Source organism: Microbacterium terregens, assembly GCF_039534975.1.
GTDB classification, from domain to species: domain Bacteria; phylum Actinomycetota; class Actinomycetes; order Actinomycetales; family Microbacteriaceae; genus Microbacterium; species Microbacterium terregens.
In genome coordinates this window covers 1,817,670-1,840,761 of the sequence record NZ_BAAAWH010000001.1, presented here as the reverse complement: position 1 = coordinate 1,840,761, position 23,092 = coordinate 1,817,670, and the positions used below count along the sequence as shown (strand labels likewise).

21 protein-coding genes are annotated in these 23,092 nt (G+C 68.9%); 9 read left to right on the top strand and 12 right to left on the bottom strand.

From position 1 onward, the window contains the following. The 11 genes from ABD655_RS08350 to sufB form a co-directional block, all read right to left on the bottom strand. The gene (locus ABD655_RS08350) at positions 1-822 is read right to left on the bottom strand and encodes an ABC transporter ATP-binding protein (protein ID WP_344713135.1); all 822 of its coding nucleotides are present in this window, start codon (positions 820-822) and stop codon (positions 1-3) included. Then, positions 819-1,685, bottom strand: coding sequence for a FecCD family ABC transporter permease (locus tag ABD655_RS08345; RefSeq protein WP_344713133.1), 867 nt, complete (start codon positions 1,683-1,685; stop codon positions 819-821). The genes ABD655_RS08350 and ABD655_RS08345 overlap by 4 nt, the downstream gene beginning before the upstream one ends. 148 nt (positions 1,686-1,833) lie before the next feature. Beyond that, positions 1,834-2,844 carry a FecCD family ABC transporter permease gene (locus ABD655_RS08340; RefSeq protein ID WP_344713132.1) on the bottom strand — a complete coding sequence of 337 codons (1,011 nt, stop codon included), beginning with the start codon at positions 2,842-2,844 and terminating at the stop codon, positions 1,834-1,836. Continuing rightward, positions 2,841-3,785: a siderophore-interacting protein gene (locus ABD655_RS08335; RefSeq protein WP_344713131.1), complete on the bottom strand. Its 945-nt coding sequence runs from the start codon at positions 3,783-3,785 to the stop codon at positions 2,841-2,843. Before ABD655_RS08335 ends, ABD655_RS08340 begins: the two co-directional genes overlap by 4 nt. Positions 3,786-3,843: 58 nt before the next feature. Further along, a complete protein-coding gene (locus tag ABD655_RS08330) occupies positions 3,844-5,223 on the bottom strand; it encodes an MFS transporter (protein WP_344713130.1) in 1,380 nt (459 codons plus the stop codon). After that, positions 5,220-6,380: a MalY/PatB family protein gene (locus ABD655_RS08325; protein ID WP_344713128.1), complete on the bottom strand. Its 1,161-nt coding sequence runs from the start codon at positions 6,378-6,380 to the stop codon at positions 5,220-5,222. The genes ABD655_RS08330 and ABD655_RS08325 overlap by 4 nt, the downstream gene beginning before the upstream one ends. 57 nt (positions 6,381-6,437) lie before the next feature. Next, on the bottom strand, positions 6,438-6,767 hold the full coding sequence (locus ABD655_RS08320; protein WP_344713127.1) for a metal-sulfur cluster assembly factor: 330 nt from the start codon (positions 6,765-6,767) through the stop codon (positions 6,438-6,440). A gap of 9 nt (positions 6,768-6,776) precedes the next feature. Beyond that, positions 6,777-7,559, bottom strand: coding sequence for a Fe-S cluster assembly ATPase SufC (gene sufC, locus ABD655_RS08315; RefSeq protein WP_344713125.1), 783 nt, complete (start codon positions 7,557-7,559; stop codon positions 6,777-6,779). Between the two features lie 11 nt (positions 7,560-7,570). Then, positions 7,571-7,897, bottom strand: coding sequence for a non-heme iron oxygenase ferredoxin subunit (locus tag ABD655_RS08310; protein WP_344713123.1), 327 nt, complete (start codon positions 7,895-7,897; stop codon positions 7,571-7,573). Then, on the bottom strand, positions 7,894-9,108 hold the full coding sequence (sufD, locus tag ABD655_RS08305; protein WP_344713122.1) for a Fe-S cluster assembly protein SufD: 1,215 nt from the start codon (positions 9,106-9,108) through the stop codon (positions 7,894-7,896). The genes ABD655_RS08310 and sufD overlap by 4 nt, the downstream gene beginning before the upstream one ends. After that, a complete protein-coding gene (gene sufB / locus ABD655_RS08300; RefSeq protein WP_344713120.1) occupies positions 9,109-10,527 on the bottom strand; it encodes a Fe-S cluster assembly protein SufB in 1,419 nt (472 codons plus the stop codon). Positions 10,528-10,778: 251 nt separating this feature from the next. On the opposite strand from sufB, the gene ABD655_RS08295 reads away from it, so the two are divergent. From ABD655_RS08295 to ABD655_RS08285, 3 genes are read left to right on the top strand one after another with little or no spacing between them, the layout of a single operon-like run. Next, a complete protein-coding gene (locus ABD655_RS08295; protein ID WP_344713118.1) occupies positions 10,779-11,774 on the top strand; it encodes a COX15/CtaA family protein in 996 nt (331 codons plus the stop codon). Between the two features lie 48 nt (positions 11,775-11,822). After that, on the top strand, positions 11,823-12,194 hold the full coding sequence (locus tag ABD655_RS08290) for a dinucleotide-utilizing enzyme (protein ID WP_344713116.1): 372 nt from the start codon (positions 11,823-11,825) through the stop codon (positions 12,192-12,194). Between the two features lie 40 nt (positions 12,195-12,234). Further along, positions 12,235-13,818: a Na+/H+ antiporter gene (locus ABD655_RS08285; RefSeq protein WP_344713115.1), complete on the top strand. Its 1,584-nt coding sequence runs from the start codon at positions 12,235-12,237 to the stop codon at positions 13,816-13,818. A 9-nt stretch (positions 13,819-13,827) separates the two neighbouring features. Here the strand turns inward: ABD655_RS08285 and ABD655_RS08280 are convergent, their stop codons facing one another. After that, positions 13,828-14,742 (bottom strand): heme o synthase, encoded by a 915-nt coding sequence (locus tag ABD655_RS08280; protein ID WP_344715753.1) that lies wholly within the window; start codon positions 14,740-14,742, stop codon positions 13,828-13,830. Between the two features lie 178 nt (positions 14,743-14,920). Between ABD655_RS08280 and tkt the strand changes: the two genes are divergently transcribed. Genes tkt through pgl form a run of 6 tightly spaced genes read left to right on the top strand, consistent with a single transcriptional unit; the run spans position 14,921 to position 23,011 of the window. Then, positions 14,921-17,017: a transketolase gene (gene tkt / locus ABD655_RS08275; protein ID WP_344713114.1), complete on the top strand. Its 2,097-nt coding sequence runs from the start codon at positions 14,921-14,923 to the stop codon at positions 17,015-17,017. Then, positions 17,014-18,132: a transaldolase gene (tal, locus tag ABD655_RS08270; protein WP_344713112.1), complete on the top strand. Its 1,119-nt coding sequence runs from the start codon at positions 17,014-17,016 to the stop codon at positions 18,130-18,132. The genes tkt and tal overlap by 4 nt, the downstream gene beginning before the upstream one ends. Beyond that, positions 18,129-19,748, top strand: coding sequence for a glucose-6-phosphate isomerase (locus tag ABD655_RS08265; protein WP_344713110.1), 1,620 nt, complete (start codon positions 18,129-18,131; stop codon positions 19,746-19,748). The genes tal and ABD655_RS08265 overlap by 4 nt, the downstream gene beginning before the upstream one ends. Next, a complete protein-coding gene (zwf, locus tag ABD655_RS08260; protein ID WP_344713108.1) occupies positions 19,745-21,295 on the top strand; it encodes a glucose-6-phosphate dehydrogenase in 1,551 nt (516 codons plus the stop codon). The genes ABD655_RS08265 and zwf overlap by 4 nt, the downstream gene beginning before the upstream one ends. Next, positions 21,292-22,236 (top strand): glucose-6-phosphate dehydrogenase assembly protein OpcA, encoded by a 945-nt coding sequence (locus ABD655_RS08255; protein WP_344713107.1) that lies wholly within the window; start codon positions 21,292-21,294, stop codon positions 22,234-22,236. The genes zwf and ABD655_RS08255 overlap by 4 nt, the downstream gene beginning before the upstream one ends. After that, a complete protein-coding gene (gene pgl, locus ABD655_RS08250) occupies positions 22,229-23,011 on the top strand; it encodes a 6-phosphogluconolactonase (RefSeq protein WP_344713105.1) in 783 nt (260 codons plus the stop codon). The genes ABD655_RS08255 and pgl overlap by 8 nt, the downstream gene beginning before the upstream one ends. The last annotated feature ends 81 nt before the right edge of the window (positions 23,012-23,092 follow it).

Here is a 23,092-nt window from a genome sequence, read left to right as displayed (position 1 = left end):
TCATGCCTGGTCCGCGGGGGCGTGCGCGCCGCCGGGAATCGGGATGACGAGGGGGGTGGATGTGAGTGGATCGGGGATGACGAGCGCATCGAGGTCGAAAGCCTGCAAGACGACCTCTCGCGTGAGCACGTCGGCCGGCGCGCCGTGCGCGAGGACGCGCCCCTCGCACATGACGACGAGGTCATCGGCGTAGCGTGCGGCCAGATTCAGCTCGTGCAGGACGACGACGATCGTGGTTCCGTCGGTGCGGTTGAGGGTGCGCAACAGGTCGAGGACCTCGATCTGGTGGCTGAGGTCGAGGAACGTCGTGGGCTCATCCAGCAGCAGCACGCGGGGCTCCTGGGCGAGGGCCATCGCGATCCACACGCGCTGCCGCTGGCCGCCGGACAGGTCGCCGACGGGGCGTTCGGCCAGCGCGGCCACACCGGTCTTGGCCATGGCGTCGTCCACACGCGCGGTGTCGGCGGTGCTCCAGCGCTGGAACAGGCCGCGGTGCGGGTGCCGACCGCGCGAGACGAGCTCGGCGACGGTGAGTCCGTCTGGCGCGGTGGGATGCTGGGGCAGCAGGCCGACGCTCTGCGCGAAGCGGCGCCGCGGCAGGGTCGTGATGTCGGCGCCGTCGAGCTCTACGCGACCCGCGAGGGGCGCATTCACCCGGGCCAGGACGCTAAGGAGCGTCGACTTGCCGCAGGCGTTGGCCCCGATGATCATCGTCATCCGCCCGGGAGCGAACTCGAGGTCAAGGTCCTCGATCACCCGGCGGCCCGGGTAGCCGGCGGCGAGTCCGCGCGCGCTCAGGCGCGGTGCGTCCGGAGGAGTCACAGCTGTCGTCCTTTCGACGTTGCGAGGAGCCAGAGCAGGAACACGGCGCCGATGGCGCCGGTCACGACGCCGACCGGGACCGACATCCCCGGCAGAGCGAATTGCGCGACGAGGTCGGCCGCGCCCAGCAGTGCGGCTCCGATCGCAGCGCTCGTGCCGATGCCTACGGCACCGTGACCCAGCAGCGGTCGCGCGATCGCCGGGGCGCACAGCGCGATGAAGGCGATCGGACCGACGAATGCGCACGTCACGGCGGTCAGCAGAACGGCGGTGAGCACGACAGCGAGGCTCACTGTCGATGTACGCACGCCGAGCGATGCGGCGGTCGCCGGGCCCATCTGCGTGAGCGGGAGCCAGCGGGCGCATGCGACCACGGCCGGGGTCGCGAGCAGCGCCACGGCGAGCACGGTCACGACGTTCCACCAGGGGGTGGACGAGAGGCTGCCCGTCAGCCAGATGAGCGCCGATTGGGCGAGCTCGACCTGGGCGCGCACCATCAGGAAGTTCATGACCGCGACGCACAGGAACGCGACGCCGACGCCGGCGAGGATGAGCCGGTATCCCCCGTCGGCGCGCCGCTGTCCGGCCAGCAGCAGGAACGCGGCCACGATCAGCCCGCCCGCGAAGGCGGCGACGGCCAGCAGCGGGCCGGTGAGGCCCAGGATCAGGATCGCGAACACCGCCGCGGCACCGGCGCCGCCGCTGATCCCGAGCAGATCCGGGCTTGCCAGCGGGTTGCCCAGCAGCGACTGGAGCAGGGCGCCCGCCGCTCCGAGCGATGCCCCGACCAGTAGCGCCATGACGACGCGCGGCGCGCGCACCTGGAAGACGACGTACGTCTGCGCGCGATCCCCCCGCCCCACAGGGTGCGCCAGAGGTCGGCGGGTGCGATGGCGTAGTCGCCCATGGACAGCGACACGACGGCCACGACGACGACGGCCAGGAGCACGGCAGAGACGACGATGCTGCGGCGCCGCCGCACGCGGGCGCGGATCTCGAGGACCGAGGCGGTCACAGGGTCACGCTCCGGCGTCGCAGCACGAGCGAGATGAGGACGGGAGCACCGACGAAGGCGACCACGAGGCCGGCCTGCACCTCACCGGGCGGCGCGATCACGCGGCCGAGGACGTCAGCGGCCAGCAGGACGATCGCACCCGTCGGCGCGCCCACGGCAAGCAGCCAGCGATAGTCTCCGCCGACGATCGCCCGCAGCGCATGGGGCACGAGCAGTCCGAGGAACACGATGGGTCCGGCGATCGACGTCGCCCCGCCGCACAGGAGGACGGTCGCCACGATCCCCAAGACGCGCGTGCGCGCGACGCTGTGCCCGAGGCCGGTTGCGGTGTCCTCCCCCAGTGCCATGAGATCGAGTCCTCGGGCGGAGCTGAACGCGATGACCGCCCCGATCAGGATCGGCACCGCGACCACGGCGACCGTGTCGAGCCCGCGCACCGTCAGGCCACCCACCTGCCAGTAGCGGAAGACGTCGAAAGCGGTGATGGAGGTCGTGAGGATGAGAGTGCTGACGGCCGTCAGTCCCGCGGTCACTGCCGCGCCGGTCAGCGCGAGCTTGGCGGGACTGGATCCGTCAGGGCCGCGGGTCCCGATGACCCCCACCACGATCGAGGCGAGCGCCGCCCCCGCGAACGCGAACCACACGAAGCCGGACGGCGACGTGATTCCCCACAGCGTGATCGCGGCGAGCACGGCGATCGAGGCACCCGCGTTGATGCCGAGCAGACCGGGGTCGGCGAGGGGGTTGCGCGTCAGCCCTTGCATGAGTGTGCCGGCGAGGGCCAGAGCGGCGCCCGCGAGCACTCCGATGACCGTGCGCGGCACCCGCTGCTCGAGGATCACGCTGTGATCGGCGATCGACAGGTCCGGATGCAGGAGGGCGTCCACGACAACGGCGGGTGCGACCGCACGGGCGCCGATCATGAGACTGATCGCGACCATGACCACCAGGAGCGCGATCGCCGCACACAGTGCAAGCCGCCCGCGTCGACCGCGAGCGCTGGTCACTCCTGTCGCTCGGATTGCCCGAGCCGCCAGTACCCCATGAACGCGACACGTTTGCGGTCGACGCCGCAGCCCTGCACGAGGTGACGCCGCAGTCCCTTGACCATCGCCGCCTCCCCCGCGATCCAGGCGTAGAACTCGCCCTCGGAGTCTGCGGGGCTGTCCCACAGCAGGTCGCGGTCGACGTCGATGTCGGCGAGTTCCTGACGTCGCGGTGCAGCCGCCTGCGCCAGCACGTCGCCGGCCGTGCTGCTCCAGTCGGTGAGCGCCTCGGTCAGTGCGGTCCCGTGGTCGCGATCGCCTCGCTCCACCCAGGACACACGGAAGCCGTCCGGAATGACCAGCTCCTGGCGGTCCGCGGCCGAGGGCACCTCGATGAACGCGTCGACCTCGTACGACTCGTCGAGGGACTCGAGGATCGAGCAGATCGCGGGCGCGGCGGTCTCGTCGCCGGCCAGCACCACGCGCCGAGCCGTGCCCGGGTGCCAGTCAAGACCGAGGCGGTACCCGTCGCTGCGCTGGTCGGGTCCGACGACCACGATCTCCTGCCCGGGGACGGCCTGCTCGGCCCACGCCCCCGCGGGTCCCGCGTCATGGTGCACGACGAAGTCGACCGTGAGCCGGCGCGCGTCGGGATCGATGCGGCGCACCGTATAGGTGCGCAGCGGGCTGCGTGTGGCGTTCGGCAGGTCGCGCCAGATCATGTACCAATCGCCGGAGTCGATCGCGGCCTCGTCGCGCTGGCCGATGTCGCTCAGGGTGCCGTCGGGCAGCGGCAGGATCAGTTTGATGCGCTGGTCGAGCCCGGCGGTGCCGAACATCCCGAAGTCGGGACCGGTGAAGACGACGCGCACGAAGTGCGGCGAAAGACGCCGGACCTCTGCCACTGCTGCGACATAGGGTCGATACGAGGGACGCGTGCTGACGACAGCGGATGAACTCACTCAGTTAGGTTAGCCTTACCATCCTTCGCGGACAAAATCCTTTTCGTCATTCGCCGCCCTAGGCGCCGCGCCGCGCGGGCACGCTCTCGTGCGCGTGCCCGAGGCGCAGGCCCGGCACCAACGCCAGGAGGGCCAGCCCGGCCGCCAACGCGAAGACGGTCGGGAAACCGGCATCCGATCCGCTGAGTGCGGTGAAGACGAGCCCCATTGCGGCGATCGTCACCGCCGCGCCGACAGAGTCCGAGATCGACAGCGCGGAAGAGTTGAAGCCCTGGTTCTGGGATGTCGAGTACGCGAGTGTCAACACGGTGAGCCGTGGATACATCAACCCCATGCCCCCGCCCGCCAGCGCCCAGCCGACGATCAGGATCGCCGGCGGCAGGTCCCCCCACGCGACGGCAGCGGCCACGATCATGGACGTGAACAGCTGCGCGGACCCGATCAGAGTGATCCGGGTGTTGCCGATGCGGTCGCCGAAACGGCCCTGGACATCGGCCGCGCCCGCCCACGCCAGGGCAGCCGCCGTCAGTCCGAGGCCCGCCCACGTCGGCGAGAAGTCGTATTCGTCGATGAGCAGATACGGCACGTAGATCTCGGCGCCGAACAGCGCGCCGGCGATGAGGCCGCGCATCAGCACCACGCTGGGCAGGCCACGCCCGGCACGCAGGGTACCGGCCGGAAGAAGAGGACGCACCGCTGCGGCGATGACGAGGACGGATGCCGCGACCGCCGCCGCCGACCACGGGCCGAAGCCGCCCGCCAGGCTCAACGTCAGGGCTCCGGCGGCCACCGCCACCGCGCACGCCAGCCGCAACCCGACCCGCCCGGCGGCGGGCTCGACGGTGCCCAGCGACGTGCGGTGCAGCCGCAGGGCGACCATCGTGAAGGCGACCACGGTGAGGGCGGCGACGCCGAGGAACACCCACCGCCAGTGCAGGTACTCCGTCACGGCGCCCGCCAGGAACGGCCCGATCAGCGACGGGACGACCCACGCCGCCGAGAAGGCCGCGAAGACGCGCCCGTGGATCCGCGACGGATACACGCGTGCCACCACGACGTACAGGGCGACCGTCTGCCCACCGGCTCCCAGACCCTGGATCAGGCGGCCGACCACCAGGATCGGCATGGACGGGGCGAGCCCCGCCACCACCAGTCCGAGAACGAACAGCGCCGTCGCCGCATACAGCGGTGCGCGAGGCCCGAAGCGGTCGCTCCATGCCCCCACCGCCACCATGCCGATGACGCTGGTGGCCAGCGTCCCCGCGAACGCGACGGCGTACAGCGCGTCGCCGTCGAGGTCCTCGCTGACGATCGGCATCACGGTCGTGACGGCGAGTGCCTGCATCGCCGCGAGGAAGATGAGTGCCGCCGCCCCGACGGTCACCCAGACGTACTGCGACCCCCAGATGCTCGGTGCAGGCTCGGTCGAAGCGGTCACGAGGAGGCCAGCGCTCCCATCCGCTCGACCGCCTCGCGCAACACGTCGGGCGAGCAGCCGAAGTTGATGCGGACGTGGCCGATGCCCTCTTCGCCGAAGAGGGGCCCGTGATGCAGGGCGACTTTGGCCTCCCGGCGCAGCGTGGGCGCCGGGTTGTCGCCCCACTCGTATGCGGAGACGTCCACCCACGCGAGGAACCCGGCGTCCGGCGGGAGGAACCGCGCCCGCGGCAGGTGCTGCGCGAGCAGATCGGCCAGCAGCGCGCGGTTCTCACCCAGCGCGGCAAGCAGGCTGTCGAGCCATGCGTCGCTTTCGGGTGCGTATGCGGCGACGTTCGCGAGGGCGCCGAACAAGCCCGTGCGCCACTCGACCTCGGCGGGGAAGGAGCGCAGCACCTCCTCCTGGGCAGGTCCGCCGGCGACCATCACCGCGCATTTCAGTCCGGCGAGATTGAAGGTCTTGCTGGCGCTGGTGACGGCGTACCCGACCTCGGCCGCCGTCGCGGAGACGTTCAGGAACGGCGTGAATGCGTGTCCCGCGTGGGCGAGCGGTCCGTGGATCTCGTCGCTGACGACGGTCGCATCGAAGCGCGCCGCGAGTTCAGCGAGCGCGGCGAGATCTTCGTGCGTGTGCGCGGTGCCCGTCGGGTTGTGCGGGTTGCACAGCAGGACGGCTGTCGCACCACCCGCGAGGGCGGCCTCCACCCCTCGCAGATCGATCCGCCAACCGCTCTCGGTGCGCGCGAGCGGGACCCGCTCGACGACGCCGCCGGCTTCCTCCACCGTGTCGAAGAACGGCGGATACACCGGTGTCATGACGACCACGCGGTCCCCCGGCGCGATGACCCGGCGGAGGATCTCCACCACCCCCATCATCACGTCCCCGGTCCAGTGCACACGGGACGGATCGACCGTCCAGCCGAATCGGCGCTGCGCGAAGCCGACGAAGGCCTCGCGGATGCCCGGTTCGGGTGGCGTGTACCCGGTATCGCCGAGCCGCACCGCGCGGGTGAGGATCTCGGTGATGGCGGGTGCGAGCTCGTAGTCCGTCTCCGCCACGAAGAGCGGAAGGACCTCCGGCGGGTAGCTGCGCCACTTCGTGCTGGAACGCTGACGCAGCTGGTCGATGGGCAGGGCCTGGAGGGGGGTGACGCTCACCCTCCGAGCCTATCGACGCTGCGGGATGCCCCGTTCCCGAGCGTCAGACAGGGACACTCAGATCGCGAAGCCGAGGGCGCGCATCATGTCGCGCCCGTCGTCGGTGATGCGCTCCGGACCCCACGGCGGCATCCACACCCAGTTGATGCGGAAGCGTTCGACGACGTCGTCCAGGGCCTGGGCGGTCTGCTCTTCGAGCACGTCGGTGAGCGGGCATCCGGCGCTGGTCAGCGTCATGTGGATCACCAGGGCGTCGTTCTCGTCGTCCCAGCCCAGGTCGTAGATCAGGCCGAGGTCGACGACGTTGATCCCCAGTTCGGGGTCCATGACGTCCTTGAGGGCTTCCTGGACCTCGTCGTATCTCTCAGGTGCGAGCGTCGCGGTCATATGGGGATTCTACCCTTCACCCTCGGTCACGGGCTGGAGTGCCGGATCGACGAAGCGGTCGTAGCCTTCGTCCTCGAGCCGCTCGGCGAGCTCGGGCCCGCCCTCCTCCACGATCCGGCCGGCGATCATGACGTGCACGAAGTCGGGGTGGATGTAGCGCAGGATGCGCGTGTAGTGAGTGATCAGCAGGACGCCGAGGTCGGTTTCCTCCTTGGCGCGGTTCACACCCTCGGACACGATCTTCAGCGCGTCGACGTCGAGCCCGGAGTCGGTCTCGTCGAGCACGGCGATCTGGGGCTTCAGAAGCTCCATCTGAAGGATCTCGTGGCGCTTCTTCTCGCCGCCCGAGAACCCCTCGTTCACGTTGCGCTGGGCGAATTTGGTGTCCATGCGGAGGTTCTTCATCGACTGCTTGACCTCCTTCGTCCACGTCCGGATCGGCGGCGCTTCGCCGTCGATCGCGGTCTTCGCGGTGCGCAGGAAGTTGGTGACGGTCACGCCGGGGATCTCCACCGGGTACTGCATGGCCAGGAAGAGGCCTGCGCGGGCCCGCTCATCCACGGTCATCGCGAGGACGTCCTCACCGTCGAGGGTGATCGTGCCGCTCGTGACGGTGTACTTGGGGTGCCCGGCGATCGTGTAGGCGAGCGTGGACTTGCCGGACCCGTTGGGTCCCATGATGGCGTGGGTCTCACCCTTGCGGATGATCAGGGTCACTCCGTTGAGGATCGGCGTGATTCCGGCATCCGTTTCGACCGTCACGTGGAGGTCGCGGATCTCGAGGACTGACATGGGGACTTCCTTCACAGCTCTTTTAGGACGGCGGGATCGATGAGCACATCGTCTCCCTCGATCGTCACGGCATAGACGGGTACGGGCTCGTACGCGGGGAGGTTGAGGGGCTTGCCGGAGCGCAGCGAGAATGCCGAGCCGTGCGCCCAGCATTCGATCGTGTCGCCGTCGACGAAGCCCTCGGCGAGCGAGATGTCGCCGTGCGTGCAGACGTCGCCGATGGCGTGCACCTCGTCGTTGGAGTCGCGGACGACGGCGATCGCTACGCCGTTCACCTCGACGCGGATGGCGGAATCCTGCTCGAGCTCGCTCAACGCGCAGACACGGGTTGCGCTCACTCGGGCGCTCCTTCCTGCAGTTCCAATTCGATCGCGGCATGAAGCTCGGTCTCGAGCGCGGGGATGCCGATGCGCTGCACGATATCGCTGAGGAATCCGATCACGACGAGACGACGGGCTTCCTCCTCGCTGATCCCCCGCGACTGCAGGTAGAACAGCTGCTCGTCGTCGAAGCGCCCGGTGGCGCTGGCGTGGCCGGCCCCGCGGATGTCGCCCGTCTCGATCTCGAGGTTGGGGATCGACTCCGCGCGCGCGCCGTCGGTGAGGACCAGGTTGCGGTTCGCCTCGTAGGAATCGGTTCCGACCGCATCCGGTCCGATGAGCACATCGCCGATCCAGACGCTCCGTGCGCCGGCACCCTGAAGGGCCCCCTTGTAGAGGACGTCGCCGCGCGTGTCGCGGCCCTTGTGGAAGAGATAGACCTGGCTCTCCAGGTGCTGTCCGGCATCGGAGTACGACAGCCCGTACAGCTGCCCCTGCGAACCGGGGCCTGCCAGCTCGACGCTCGGGTTGATGCGCACGAGGCCGCCGCCGAAGCTGACCACGATGTGGCGCAGGGTCGCGTCCCGGTCTACGCGCGCCTGGTGGGATGCCGCGTGCACGGAGGCATCCGACCACTCCTGCACCGTGATCACGGTCAGATGGGCGCCGTCGCCGACGATGATCTCGACGTTCTCGGCGAAGTGCGCCTCACCGCGATGACGCAGGACGATGACGCCGCGCGCGTTCGCGGCCGCTTCGATGATGAGGTGCGCGTGCGCCAGCGCGCTGTTCCCGTCGGCGCCATGGCCGGTGATGTCCACGACGACCGGCTCGGCGAGCTCGACCTCGGCGGGAATGCGCAGGTGGGTCGCCTCCTCGGACTGTCGCCACGCGATGGCGGCCGGGCGATCCTCGGGCGTGAACACCTCACCGCGCGGCGCGTCACCGACCCGCTTGGATGTGATCTCCACCGACGCTGCGCCGCTGAAGGCGAGGGCGACCGCGCCGGGCGTGCCCGCGGCATCCTCGAACAGCGGCGCGATGCGGTCGATCGGGGTGTGCTTCCAGTTGACCTCCCGGCCGGTGGGCCGCTCGAAGTCGTCGGGATCGTACGAGCGCGCGCGCTCGGAACGGGTCTGGATCGGGGCCCACGCGCCGTCGGTGTGCCCCTTCGCGCCGGGCACCGAAGAACCCGGCACCGTTTCGGGTGCCTGTGTCGAGGTCGTCATTTAACCGACGCTGCCTTCCATGCCCATCTCGATGAGCTTGTTGAGCTCCATGGCGTACTCCATGGGAAGTTCGCGAGCGATCGGCTCGATGAAGCCGCGGACGATCATGGCCATCGCCTCGTCCTCGGGCATCCCTCGGCTCATCAGGTAGAAGAGCTGCTCTTCACTGACCTTCGACACGGTGGCCTCGTGGCCGAGCTGCACGTCATCGACGCGGATGTCGATCGACGGGTACGTGTCCGAGCGCGAGATGGTGTCCACCAGCAACGCGTCGCAGCGGACGGTGTTCGCCGAGTGGTGCGCATTGGCGTCCACCCGCACTTCACCGCGATATCCGGCTCGGCCACCACCGCGCGCGATGGACTTTGACACGATCGAGGACTGCGTGTACGGCGCCATGTGCACCATCTTCGCGCCGGCATCCTGGTGCTGACCGGGGCCGGCGAAGGCGACCGAGAGCGTCTCGCCCTTGGCGTGCTCGCCGACCAGGAAGATCGACGGGTACTTCATCGTGACCTTCGAGCCGATGTTGCCGTCGATCCATTCCATCGTCGCGCCCTCATGGGCGATCGCACGCTTGGTGACGAGGTTGTAGACGTTGTTCGACCAGTTCTGGATCGTCGTGTAACGCACTCGTGCGTTCTTCTTGACGATGATCTCCACGACCGCCGAGTGCAGCGAGTCGCTCTTGTAGATCGGCGCCGTGCAGCCTTCGATGTAGTGCACGTACGATCCCTCATCGGCGATGATCAGGGTGCGCTCGAACTGCCCCATGTTCTCGGTGTTGATGCGGAAGTAGGCCTGCAGAGGGATCTCCACGTGGACACCCGGAGGCACGTAGACGAACGATCCGCCCGACCATACGGAGGTGTTCAGCGCCGCGAACTTGTTGTCACCGGCGGGGATGACCGTGCCGAAGTACTCCTCGAAGAATTCGGGGTGCTCGCGCAGCGCCGTGTCGGTGTCCATGAAGATGACGCCCTGGGCCTCGAGCTGCTCGTTGATCTGGTGATAGACCACCTCGGACTCGTACTGGGCGGCGACACCCGATACCAGGCGCTGACGCTCTGCCTCGGGGATGCCGAGCCGCTCGTAGGTGTTGCGGATCTCCTCGGGAAGCTCTTCCCACGACCCGGCCTGCTTCTCCGTGGAGCGGACGAAGTATTTGATGTTGTCGAAGTCGATCTCGCTGAGATCGGCGCCCCACGTGGGCATCGGCTTGCGCTCGAAGAGCGCCAGCCCCTTCAGCCGAGTCTTGAGCATCCACTCGGGCTCGCTCTTCAGACTGGAGATTCCGCGAACGACGGCCTCACTCAGACCGCGCTGCGCGGTCGCGCCGGCGGCATCGTCATCGTGCCAGCCGAACTCGTACTGTCCGAGGCTTGCCAGCTCGGGTCGGTCGATCAGGACATCCGACATCGTCACACTCTCCTCCGGGCCGCAACGGTGTCATCCGCCCCGGCATTCCTGCTCCTTCGGTGGAGTACCGGAGGGGGATGCCGCTTGGTGGGCCCAATCAAGTGGCGCCGTCCTGCGCGCCTACACTGTCAGTGATGCAGAGCGCGACGCGCCAGCATCCGACCCTTTGATTCTACAGGGTCCCGCCGCCGCGCCGGGTGGCCGGGACCTCCTCCGACCACGTCGGAGCGCATTCCAGGAGGCGAGGCCCGATGGCCGCGGACCCGACAACCACTCCCGACCTGGGATTGCTTCGGCGATTCGTGGCTTGGCTGCCCGCTCGAGTCGACCGGCGCGTCATCGCGGCGGCCTGGGCCACGCTGATCGTTCAGGTGGGCATCGTCGGCACCGGCGGGCTGGTCAGACTGACCGGGTCGGGGCTGGGATGCCCCACCTGGCCGCGCTGCACCGATGAATCACTCGTGCCGACCCCGGAGATGGGCATCCACGGCATCATCGAGTTCGGCAACCGGATGCTGACGTTCCTCCTCGTCGTCGTGGCCATCGCGATGTTCCTGTCCGTGGTCCGGATGCGCCGCGAACGTCGCGATCTGTTCTGGCTGTCCCTGGCGATCGGCCTGTACGTGCCGCTGCAGGCGATCATCGGCGGCATCACGGTGCTGACCAATCTCAACCCGTACGTGGTGGGTCTGCACTACTTCGCCTCGGTCGTGCTCGTCGCTCTGGCCACGGTCCTGGTCCAGCGGGTCTACGCGGCGCCGGGCCCACGCGTGCTCGCTGTCCCGGCCTGGTACGCCGCGGTGACGCACCTCACGAGCCTGCTGGTGATGGTCACCGTCGTCGTCGGCATCCTCGTGACCGGATCGGGACCGCACGCCGGCGACGGTGGTGCGGCGCGCAACGGCCTGAATCCGGAGTTCATGCAGCACGTGCACTCCTGGCCGGCGTACGCGCTGCTCGCGGCCACCCTCGTGCTGCTGGTCGGTGTGCGGCGCACTCCCCCGCGCCTGCGGCTTCGGCTGTGGGTGGCGCTGTTGCTCGCCGTCGAAGCAGCCCAGACGGTGGTGGGCCTGTGGCAGTCGCGTGCCGGGCTGCCGGTCGCGCTGGTGAACATCCACATGGTTCTGGCGGTGCTGCTGGTCGCCGCCATGACCGCCGTGGTCCTGCACCTCAAGGCGAGCGCTCAGGCTCTTCCCGATCGGGCCGCGTACTCTGGCTCGGTCCGTCCGGTGCATACCCGGCGCTGACCACTTTCCGGGCACACCCGATGCCCCCTCGAACCAAGGAGTCACCCGATGACCGCACGCCCCAGCCTCATCCGCAGCATCCCGTTCTGGATCCTGCTCGCCGGATCCCTCGCCACCGCCGCCGTCGGCGCGTGGCTCACCGTCGACAAGCTCGCCGTGATGTCCACCACGCTGACCGCCGGGACGGCAACCCCCGTCGACGTCTACGTCGGCCAGGTCTGGGCGATCGTCGGCGGCATCCTGATCGCGACCGGCATCGTCGGTCTCGCCCTGACGCTCGTGGTCGCCGTTGTGCGCTCGTTCGTGCCGGTGACCGATGTGGAGTTCATCGAGTCGCTCGACTGGTCCGCTGAGGACGACGCACTCGACGACGTCGCGGCAGAGGTCGACCACACCCCCGAGGTCGCACCTCAGCGCTGATCGACTCCCCTTCCACGGGGCGGGACGCAATACTGTCTCCGTGGATCCCATCGGAACGATCACCTGGATCGTTCTGTTCGTCCTCACGACGGTCGCGGTCACCGGCATCGTCGGCCGGCTCGGCTGGTCCGCCCCCGTGGCCCTCGTGGTCGTCGGCGGCGCGGTCTCGTTCGTCCCCGGTATTCCGGAGGTCGAGGTCCAGCCCGAGCTGATCCTCTACGGCATCCTCCCGCCCCTGCTGTTCGCCGCGGCGATACGCACCAGCGTGATCGACGTACGCGCGCGTCGCGACAGCATCCTGCTGCTGTCGGTCGGCCTGGTCGCGTTCACGGTCGTGGTCGTGGGATTCGCCACCTTCGCTCTGATCCCGGCGGTCACGCTGGCCGCGGCATTCGCGTTCGCGGCGGTGGTCGCGCCGACCGACGCGATCGCGGTCACTGCGATCGCCGGGCGGCTCGGGCTGCCCCGGCGCGTGGTGACCATTCTCGAAGGCGAGAGCCTGCTCAACGACGCGACCGCGCTGGTCGCACTGAACGCTTCCATCGCCGCGATCGTCAGCGTCGTGACACCCGCCGAGATCGGGATCGAGTTCGTCGTCGCGGTGGTCGTCGGGACCGGCGTGGGCTTCGGCGTCGGATGGATCGTCACCTTCGTGCGCTCCCGACTCCACTCCGCCGTCTTGGATACGAGTCTCACGTTGGTGACGCCGTTCGCCGCCTTCCTGCTCGGCGAGTTCCTGCACGGTTCGGGAGTCCTTGCCGTGGTCCTTGCCGGGCTGTACCTGGGCTACCGGGCACCGGCGGTCTCCTCGGCCGAAGCCCGGGTCGCCGAGCGGCTGAACTGGCGCACCATCAAGTTCCTGCTGGAGAACACCGTCTTCTTGTTCATCGGCCTGAACCTGAAGGGCATCCTGCAGGGGGCGATGAGCACCGGCCCGGGCTTCTGGCCGACCGTCGTGATCTGCATCGGCATCCTGGCCGCCCTCGTCGCGTCCCGCTTCGCCTGGGTCATGGGCACCACGCTGCTGTACCGCAAGGGACCGCGACGCCTGCGGGAGCGCGGCTGGGCCTGGCGCAACGGCGTGGCCGTCTCCTCCGCCGGAGTGCGGGGCGTCGTGACCCTGGCCGCCGTCTTCCTGCTGCCGAAGGAGACTCCCGGCCGCGAGTACCTGCAGTTCCTCGCGTTCGTCGTCGTCGTGGCGAGCCTCCTCGGCGGCCTGGCGCTGCCGGCGATCATCCGGCGCCTAAAGCTGCCGAAGCCCAGCCTGGTGCAGGAGCTCGCCGAGCGTCGGCTGCTGATGGCCGAGGCGCGTCAGGCGGGCATCGATCTGCTGGACGGTCAGCAGCTTCCGGAGGATGAGAAGCACGTCGCCGCCCTTCTGCGCAGCGACGCGGGGTTCCTCGGTGAGACGCTGGACGCTTACGGTCCGGACGCATCGATCCCCCAGCTGGAGGCGAAGTACCGACTCCGCAGGGCGATGCTGGATGCGGAGAGAGCGGCTGTGCTCAAGGCGCGCGCCGAGGGGCGCTACCAGGAACCCGCTATCGTCGCGGCGCTGCAGGCGATCGACGCCGAGGAGACCGCGCTGCGCGCCCAGTTCCCCAAAGAGGGCGAGGCCGGCTGAACGCCCCGGTCAGAACGGCAGGAGCGGGTCGACGGCGATCGCGACGAACAGGAGCGTGAGATACGTGATCGAGGCGTGGAAGACGCGCATCGGTCGCGGCTCGGTCCCGCGCACGGCGCGGGTGTACAGGCGGTGCGACTCGTAGATGAACCAGCCGCCGAACACGAGCGCCGACACGGAGTAGACCAGTCCCATGTTCGCCACCGGGATCAGCAGCAGCGAGCACGCCACGGTCGCCCACGCGTACAGGATGATCTGAAGACCGACCTGCGACCCGGAGCGGGTCGCACCGAGCATCGGCACGTCCACGCCCTCGTACTGGTCCTTGTACTTCATGGACAGCGGCCAGTAGTGCGGCGGCGTCCAGAGGAACACCAGCGCGAACAGGATCATCGGCGTCCACGTGAGCGAGCCGGTCACGGCGGACCAGCCGATGACGACCGGGAAGCAGCCGGCGATTCCGCCCCACACGATGTTCTGCTCGGTGCGGCGCTTGAGGATGATCGTGTAGATGACGACGTAGAAGAAGATCGCCACAGCCGACAGGGTGGCGGCAAGCCAGTTCGTGGTGAGCCAGAGCCAGACGGTGGATACCGCTGCCAGCGTCCACGCGAACACCAGCGCTCCGCGCGGCGAGACCTCGCCTGTCACGAGCGGGCGGTTCACCGTCCGCTGCATGTGGGCGTCCATGTCGCGGTCGAGGTACATGTTGAACGCCGCCGCGGATCCGGCGCTCATCGAACCGCCGAGCACGGTCGCCAGCACCAGCCAGATGTCGGGGAAACCGCCCTGGGCGAGGATCATCACCGGGACGGTCGTGACCAGCAGCAGCTCGAGCACCCGCGGCTTGGTCAGCGCGATGTAAGCCCGGATCGTGCGGCCCAGCGAACGAGGTCGTACGGCGGACACGTCCGCCGTCATCATGGTGTCCATCGCTCCCCGCTCAACCGACTGAACCTGCCCCCCGAGTCTATGGCATCCGCACCCGCCGCCTTCCGGCCCTTCGCTATGCTGAGAACCACACGCGCCTTGCGCCGGCTGCTGCTCCGATTGCGGCGCGGTCAGCGGACCCGGGTGCACTTCTTCTGAGAAAGGCGGCCCGGTGTCGGATCTGCGTTGGGATGAAATCGATCGGCGCGCGGTGGACACCGCTCGCGTGCTGGCGGCGGACGCGGTCGAGAAAGTGGGCAACGGCCACCCCGGGACGGCGATGAGTCTCGCTCCGGCGGCCTACCTGCTGTACCAGCGCGTGATGAACCACGATCCCGCCGATGTGCACTGGCCGGGTCGCGACCGTTTCGTCCTGTCGGCCGGCCACTCGTCGCTCACGCAGTACGTGCAGCTCTACCTGGGCGGTTTCGGACTCGAGCTGGACGACCTGAAGTCCCTGCGCACATGGGGGTCCAAGACTCCGGGGCATCCCGAGTACGGCCACACCGACGGGGTCGAGATCACGACCGGTCCGCTCGGTCAGGGCCTGGCCTCCTCGGTGGGCTTCGCGTACGCGGCCCGCTACGAGCGCGGCCTGTTCGACCCGGAGGCCCCCGCGGGCACCTCCCCGTTCGACCACATGATCTACGTGATCGCCAGTGACGGCGACCTGCAGGAGGGTGTGACCAGTGAGGCGTCCTCCCTCGCCGGGCATCAGTCCCTGGGCAGTCTCGTCGTCATCTACGACTCGAATCAGATCTCCATCGAGGACGACACGAACGTCGCCTTCACCGAGGACGTCGCCAAGCGATACGAGGCGTACGGCTGGCATGTGCAGACGGTGGACTGGAAGAAGACCGGTCAGTACGTCGAGGATGCCGCAGAGCTGTTCGCCGCCCTCGAGGCGGCCAAGGGCGAGACCGCCAAGCCGTCCATCATCATCCTGAAGACCATCATCGGATGGCCCTCACCGGGCAAGCAGAACACCGGCAAGATCCACGGATCCGCCCTGGGCTCGGACGAGCTGGCCGCCACGAAGAAGGTGCTGGGCTGGAACCCCGACGAGACCTTCGTCGTTCCCGAGGATGTGCTCACGCACACGCGTGCTCTCGGTGAGCGGGGTGCGACGGCTCATGCCGAGTGGCAGGAGCGCTTCGATGCCTGGGCTGCGGCGAACCCGGAGCGCAAGGCGCTGTGGGACCGGATGAACGCCCGCGAACTGCCCGAGGGCATCGCCTCGGCACTGCCGACCTTCGCGCCCGGCAAGGATGTCTCCACGCGCGCGGCGTCCGGCGCGGTGATCAACGCCCTCGCGGCCGAGCTTCCCGAGCTGTGGGGCGGCTCCGCAGATCTCGCCGAGTCGAACCTCACGACGATCAAGGGCGCGAACTCGTTCATCCCCGAGGAGTGGTCCACGCACGAGTGGAGCGGTGACCCGTACGGCCGTGTGCTGCACTTCGGGATCCGCGAGCATGCGATGGGCGCGATCGTCAACGGCATCGTCCTGCACGGGCCGACCCGTGCCTTCGGCGGCACGTTCCTGATCTTCAGCGACTACATGCGCCCGCCGGTCCGTCTGGCCGCGCTGATGAACATCCCGAGCATCTTCGTGTGGACGCACGACTCCGTCGCCCTCGGCGAGGACGGCCCGACCCATCAGCCGATCGAGCAGCTGGCCGCTCTGCGCGCCATCCCGAACTTCACCGTGGTTCGCCCGGGCGACGCCGCGGAGACCGCGGTCGTCTGGCTCGAGATGCTCCGCCGGCACGCCGGTCCCGCCGGGATCGCACTGACCCGTCAGAACATCCCCGTCTTCGAGCGAGGCGAGGGCGCGGCATCCGGCGACACGTTCGCGTCCGCCGAGGGCGCCGTGCGCGGCGCGTACGTCCTGGCCGAGGCGCCCGGCGGTGCACCCGACGTGATCCTCATCGCGACGGGCTCCGAGGTGCAACTCGCGGTCGCCGCCCGCGAGACGCTCGCCGCCGAGGGCGTGCAGGCGCGCGTCGTGTCCGCTCCGTCGCTGGAGTGGTTCGACGAGCAGGACCTCGACTACCGCGAGAGCGTCCTGCCCTCGTCCGTGCGAGCGCGCGTGTCCGTGGAGGCGGGCATCAAGCTGCCGTGGCGCGCCCTCGTCGGCGACCGGGGCCGCAGCGTCTCGATCGAGCACTTCGGCGCATCGGCGGACTACAAGACCCTGTTCGAGAAGTTCGGCGTCACCGCCGAGGCCGTCGTCGAGGCGGCACGCGAGACTCTTAAGGAGAACTCATGAGCACCCCCACCGCACACCTCGTCGCCGAGGGCGTCAGCATCTGGCTGGACGACCTCTCTCGCGATCGGATCGTCACCGGCAACCTGGCCGATCTGATCGCCACCCGCAATGTGTCCGGAATCACCACGAACCCGACGATCTTCGCGGGGGCGATCGGCTCCGGTTCGCAGGCGTACTCCGGGCAGGTCGGCGTGCTCGCGAATCGCGGCGCGACCGCCGATGAGGCGATCTTCGAGATCACCACCGATGACGTCCGCGCCGCCGCCGATGTGTTCCGGCACGTGTACGACGATACGAACGGAGTGGACGGTCGCGTCTCTATCGAGGTCTCCCCCGATCTGGCTTACGACACCGCGGCGACCATCGCGCAGGCCAAGGAGTTGTGGGCCAAGGTCGATCGCCCCAACATCCACGTCAAGATTCCGGCGACCCAAGCGGGCCTGGCGGCGATCACCGAGACGATCGGAGCCGGAATCTCGGTCAACGTCACCCTGATCTTCAGCCTGGAGCGCTACGCCGCGGTCATCGACGCGTACCTGGCCGGTCTCGAGCAGGCTCAAGCGGCCGGGTACGACCTGTCCGGAATCCACTCCGTCGCGTCGTTCTTCGTCTCGCGCGTGGACACCGAGGTCGACAAACGCCTCACGGCGATCGGCACCGAGGAGGCCGCGGGGCTGAAGAGCCTGGCCGGCGTCGCGAACGCGCGCCTGGCCTACGAGCTGTTCGAACGCGAGTTCGCGACGGACCGGGCGAAGGCGCTGACCGATGCGGGCGGCAACGTCCAGCGGCCGCTCTGGGCCTCGACCGGGGTCAAGGACCCGGCCCTGCCCGACACGCTGTACGTCACCGAACTGGTCGCGCCGGGCACCGTGAACACGATGCCCGAGAAGACGCTCGAGGCGACGTTCGATCACGGCGTGATCGCCGGCGACACCGTGACCGGTGCCTACGCCGGCGCACACGAGGTCTTCGACAGGCTTGCGGGCGTCGGCGTCGACTTCGCCGATGTCACCCAGCTGCTCGAGGACGAGGGAGTGTCGAAGTTCATCACCTCCTGGCACGAGCTTCAGGCCACCGTCAAGAACGCTCTCGAGGCAGCGCAGTCCGGCCGATGAGCCTTGAGATCCACCTGACCGGGCATGTCAAGTCCGTCGTCCAAGACACTCTCCCTGGCCTGATCGCCGACCTCGTGGCGTCCGGCATCACTGCCGGCGATGCCTCGTTGTGGGGTCCGGATGCCGAGGCCGGCGCATCCGATCGTCTGGGCTGGGTGCAGGCGGTGTCGATCTCGCGGCCGCTCGTTCCGGAGATCGAGGCGCTCCGCGCCGAGTTGGTCGCCCGTGGCGTGACCCGCGTCGTGCTGGCCGGCATGGGCGGGTCCTCGCTGGCGCCCGAGGTGATCGCGCAGACCGCCGGGGTTCCTCTCGTCATCCTCGACTCGACCGCACCCAGCCAGGTCCTGGCTGCGATCGACGGCGACGCCGAGGCCGGCGGGCTCGAGCAGACCGTGCTGGTCGTCTCGTCGAAGTCCGGTTCCACCGTTGAGACCGACTCGGCCAAGCGCGCCTTCGAGGCGGCGTTCCGCGACCTCGGCATCGACCCGGCCGAGCGCATCGTCGTGGTCACCGATCCCGGCTCGCCCTTGGATGAGCGCGCACGCGCAGACGGATACCGCGTGTTCACTGCGGATCCGACGGTCGGCGGACGCTACTCGGCGCTGACCGCCTTCGGGCTGGTTCCCGCCGGGCTCGCGGGTGTCGACATCTCCGAGCTGCTCGACGAGGCGGAGGCGTCGCTGCTGGAGGTCGCGATCGACAGCGCCGACAATCCCGCTCTGGTGCTGGCTGCGGCGATCGCCGGCGGAAACCCGCGGCGCGACAAGCTGGGCCTGATCACCGACGGGACGCACATCGTCGGCCTGCCGGACTGGATCGAACAGCTCATCGCCGAGTCCACCGGCAAGGACGGCACCGGCATCCTGCCCGTCGTGCTCCTGCCCGTCTCCCCCGAGGCCGACAGCACGCCGGCAGACATGCAGATCGTGCGCTTCGTGGACGAGGCGAACGAGTTCCACTTCCGCGAGCGGCACGAGGGCGAGGTCCTGGTCAGCGGCTCCCTGGGCGCGCAGTTCGTCGTCTGGGAGTACGCGACAGCGATCGCGGGACGGATGCTGGGCATCGACCCGTTCGATCAGCCCGACGTCGAATCCGCCAAGATCGCCACCCGCGGACTCCTCGACGCGCGGCCCGAAGCCACCGACCCCGCGTTCACCGTCGACGGCGTCGAGGTTCGCGTCTCCGATCCGACCCTCGCGGCGTCCGGAACGGTCGCGGGCGTCCTGGACGCACTCTGGGCGCGGCTGCCCGCGGACGGCTACGTGTCCGTCCAGGCGTACGTCGACCGGTTGCGCCTGCCGCAGCTGCAAGGGCTTCGCGAACTCGTCGCCGCCGACTCGGGACGGCCTGCCACCTTCGGGTGGGGACCGCGTTTCCTGCACTCCACCGGCCAGTTCCACAAGGGCGGTCCGGCCGTCGGCGTCTTCCTGCAGATTCTGGAGCAGACCGACGTCGACCTGGAGATCCCCGGGCGTCCCTTCACGTTCGGGGAGCTGATCCAGGCGCAGGCCGCGGGCGATGCCGCCGTCCTCGCCGGTCACGGACGCCCCGTGGTCACCCTCACGCTCACCGATCCACAGGCCGAGGTGCTCACGCTGTTCGAGGCTGCGCAATGACCGTCGAGATCTCACGCGGCCATAACCCGCTGCGCGACCCCGAGGATCTTCGCCTCAACCGGATCGCCGGGCCGAGCGCGCTGGTGATCTTCGGTGTGACGGGCGACCTCTCCCGCAAGAAGCTCATGCCGGCCGTGTACGACCTTGCCAACCGCGGTCTGCTGCCGCCGGGCTTCGCACTCGTCGGCTTCGCACGCCGGGACTGGGAGGATCAGGACTTCGCGCAGGTGGTGAAGGACGCCGTCAAGGAGCACTCCCGCACGGAGTTCCGGGAAGAGACCTGGGAACAGCTCTCCCAGGGCATCCGCTTCGTCCCGGGCGAGTTCGATGACCCGGATGCGTTTCGCCGTCTCCGCGAGACCGTCGAGAAGCTCGACGTGGAGCGCGGGACCATGGGCAACCACGCGTTCTACCTCTCGATCCCCCCGAAGGACTTCCCGCAGGTCGCCAAGCAGCTGAAGGACTCGGGGCTGGTCGATGACACCGCCGACCAGCCGGAGCGCTGGCGACGCGTCGTCATCGAGAAACCGTTCGGCCACGACCTGGCCTCGGCCAGATCGCTCAACGACGCCCTGCGGTCCGCGTTCCCGGCCGACTCGATCTTCCGGATCGACCACTACCTCGGCAAGGAGACGGTTCAGAACATCCTCGCGCTGCGTTTCGCGAACGAGCTGTACGAACCGATCTGGAACCGCAATTACGTCGATCACGTGCAGATCACCATGGCGGAGGACATCGGCGTGGGCGGCCGTGCCGGATACTACGACGGCATCGGCGCAGCCCGCGATGTCATCCAGAACCACCTCCTGCAGCTGCTCGCGCTGACCGCCATGGAAGAGCCGATCTCCTTCGATGCCAAGGACCTGCGCGCCGAGAAGGAGAAGGTGCTCGCCGCGGTCTCGCTTCCTCACGATCTGAGCGCCTCGACCGCGCGCGGACAGTACGCGGGCGGGTGGCAGGGCGGCGAGAAGGTGCTCGGCTTCCTCGAAGAGGACGGCATGAAGCCGGACTCGACCACGGAGACGTACGCGGCGATCACCCTCGAGATCAACACGCGCCGATGGGCAGGTGTGCCCTTCTTCCTCCGCACCGGCAAACGGCTCGGCCGTCGAGTCACCGAGATCGCGGTGATCTTCAAACGTGCGCCGGAACTGCTGTTCTCTCGCGGGCAGACCTCCGGACTCGGGCAGAACGCGCTGGTCATCCGTGTTCAGCCCGACGAGGGCGTCACCATCCGCTTCGGGTCGAAGGTGCCGGGTGCCGGCGCGCAGGTCCGCGACGTGACGATGGACTTCGGCTACGGCCACGCGTTCACCGAAGCGAGCCCCGAAGCGTACGAGCGACTCATCCTGGATGTCCTGCTGGGCGATCCGCCGCTGTTCCCTCGGCATGAAGAAGTCGAGCTCTCCTGGAAGATCCTCGACCCGATCGAGGATTTCTGGGAGCAGGAGGGCGGCCCGCTCGAACAGTATCCGCCCGGTTCGTGGGGTCCGGCATCCGCCGACGCCATGCTCGCTCGCGACGGACGCTCGTGGAGGCGACCATGATCATCGACCTGCCTGATACGACCGTGAGCAAGATCTCCAAGGCGCTGGTCAACGTCCGCCAAGAGGGCGGCGCGGTCGCTCTGGGTCGCGTGCTCACCCTGATCATCGCGACCCGGCGAGGCGTTGAGGAAGAGGCCATCGAAGCAGCCAACGATGCCTCGCGCGAACACCCCATGCGCGTCATCGTCATCATGCTCGGCGACCAGAAGAGCCCGCCGCGACTGGATGCCCAGATTCGCGTGGGCGGAGACGCGGGCGCCAGCGAGGTCATCGTCCTGCACGCGCAGGGGCCCGTGGCATCCAGTCACGACAGCCTCCTCACCGGCCTCCTCCTGCCGGATGCGCCGGTGGTGGCGTGGTGGCCGGCGGAGACGCCGGAGGTCCTGTCGACCTCGCCGATCGGGCGCATCGCGCAGCGCCGCATCACGGACGCCTCCGCACAGAAGGATCCGGCCGCGTGGCTGAGCACCCTCGGCGCGCACTACGCACCCGGCAGCACGGACTTCGCATGGACCCGCATCACCCGCTGGCGAGAGCAGCTGGCGGCGGTGCTGGACCAGCCGCCCTACGAACCTGTCACGGCCGTCGAAGTGCGCGGAGCGTGGGATTCGCCCTCTACGGCGCTGCTGGCGGCGTGGTTGCGCCTGAAGCTGGACGTCGACGTGAAGTACGAATACCTTTCGCACGACGAGTGGGCCGGCGGCATCAAATCCGTCCGGCTGGAGCGTCCCAGCGGCGTGACCCTCCTGGAGCGGCCGAGCCCCGCCGTCGCGGTGCTCACACAGCCGGGGCAGCCGACCCACGACCTCGCCTTCCCGCGCCGCAGCCTCCGCGAGTGCCTCGCTGAGGAGCTTCGCAGTCTCGATCCTGACGTCCTGTATGGTCGAGTCATCACGGAGGGTCTCGAACTCTTGGAACCCGCGACGGAGACGCATGGCTGAATTCATCATCGAGAAGCGGGTTGTGATCAGCCCCGATCCGGCCGCTCTCGCTGAGTCCGTCGCCGCGCGGTTGGTCCACCGCCTCGCCAAGCGGGGAGCGGGCGGGCGCACCGTCCACGTATCCCTCACCGGTGGCTCGATGGGATCCGCGGTGCTCGTCGCCGCGATGAGGCACCCGCGCCGCGACAGGGTGGACTGGTCCCGCGTTCACTTCTGGTGGAGCGACGAGCGGTTCCTGGCGCGCGATCACCAGGAGCGCAACGAGAGGCAGGCCCGAGCGGCTCTGCTGGACTCGTTGACGATCCCGGCCGCGAACATCCACGCGGTCGCCGCCACGGATGACGGCATCGAGCTGGAGGAAGCGGCTGAACGGTACGCCGCAGAGCTGGCGCGCTACCCGCAGGCGGACGGCACGCCGTGGCCGTCCTTCGACATCTGCTTCCTGGGCGTCGGACCGGACGGGCACATCGCCTCGTTGTTCCCCGACCGCCCCGAGATCCTGATCACCGACCGCGTGGCTGTGGCCGTGCGCGACTCGCCCAAGCCCCCGCCGGACCGCGTGTCGCTGACCCGGCCGGTCATCAACGGATCCCAGCGGGTGTGGCTCGTGCTGTCAGGTACCGACAAGGCCTCCGCGCTCGGACTCGCACTGGCGGGCGCGAGCTACGCGAGTGTGCCCGTGGCCGGGGCGAAGGGTCGGAAGCGCACCGTCTTCTTCGTCGACCAGGCTGCGGCATCGCAGGTGCCGCCCGAGCTGATCGATCAGGAGTATTGACGCGTCGCGGATCAATGCGAGCGAAGCCCGCCTTGATGCGCGCCGGGTCAAGATCCAGTAGGCGCGCCAGCGCCGTATCGA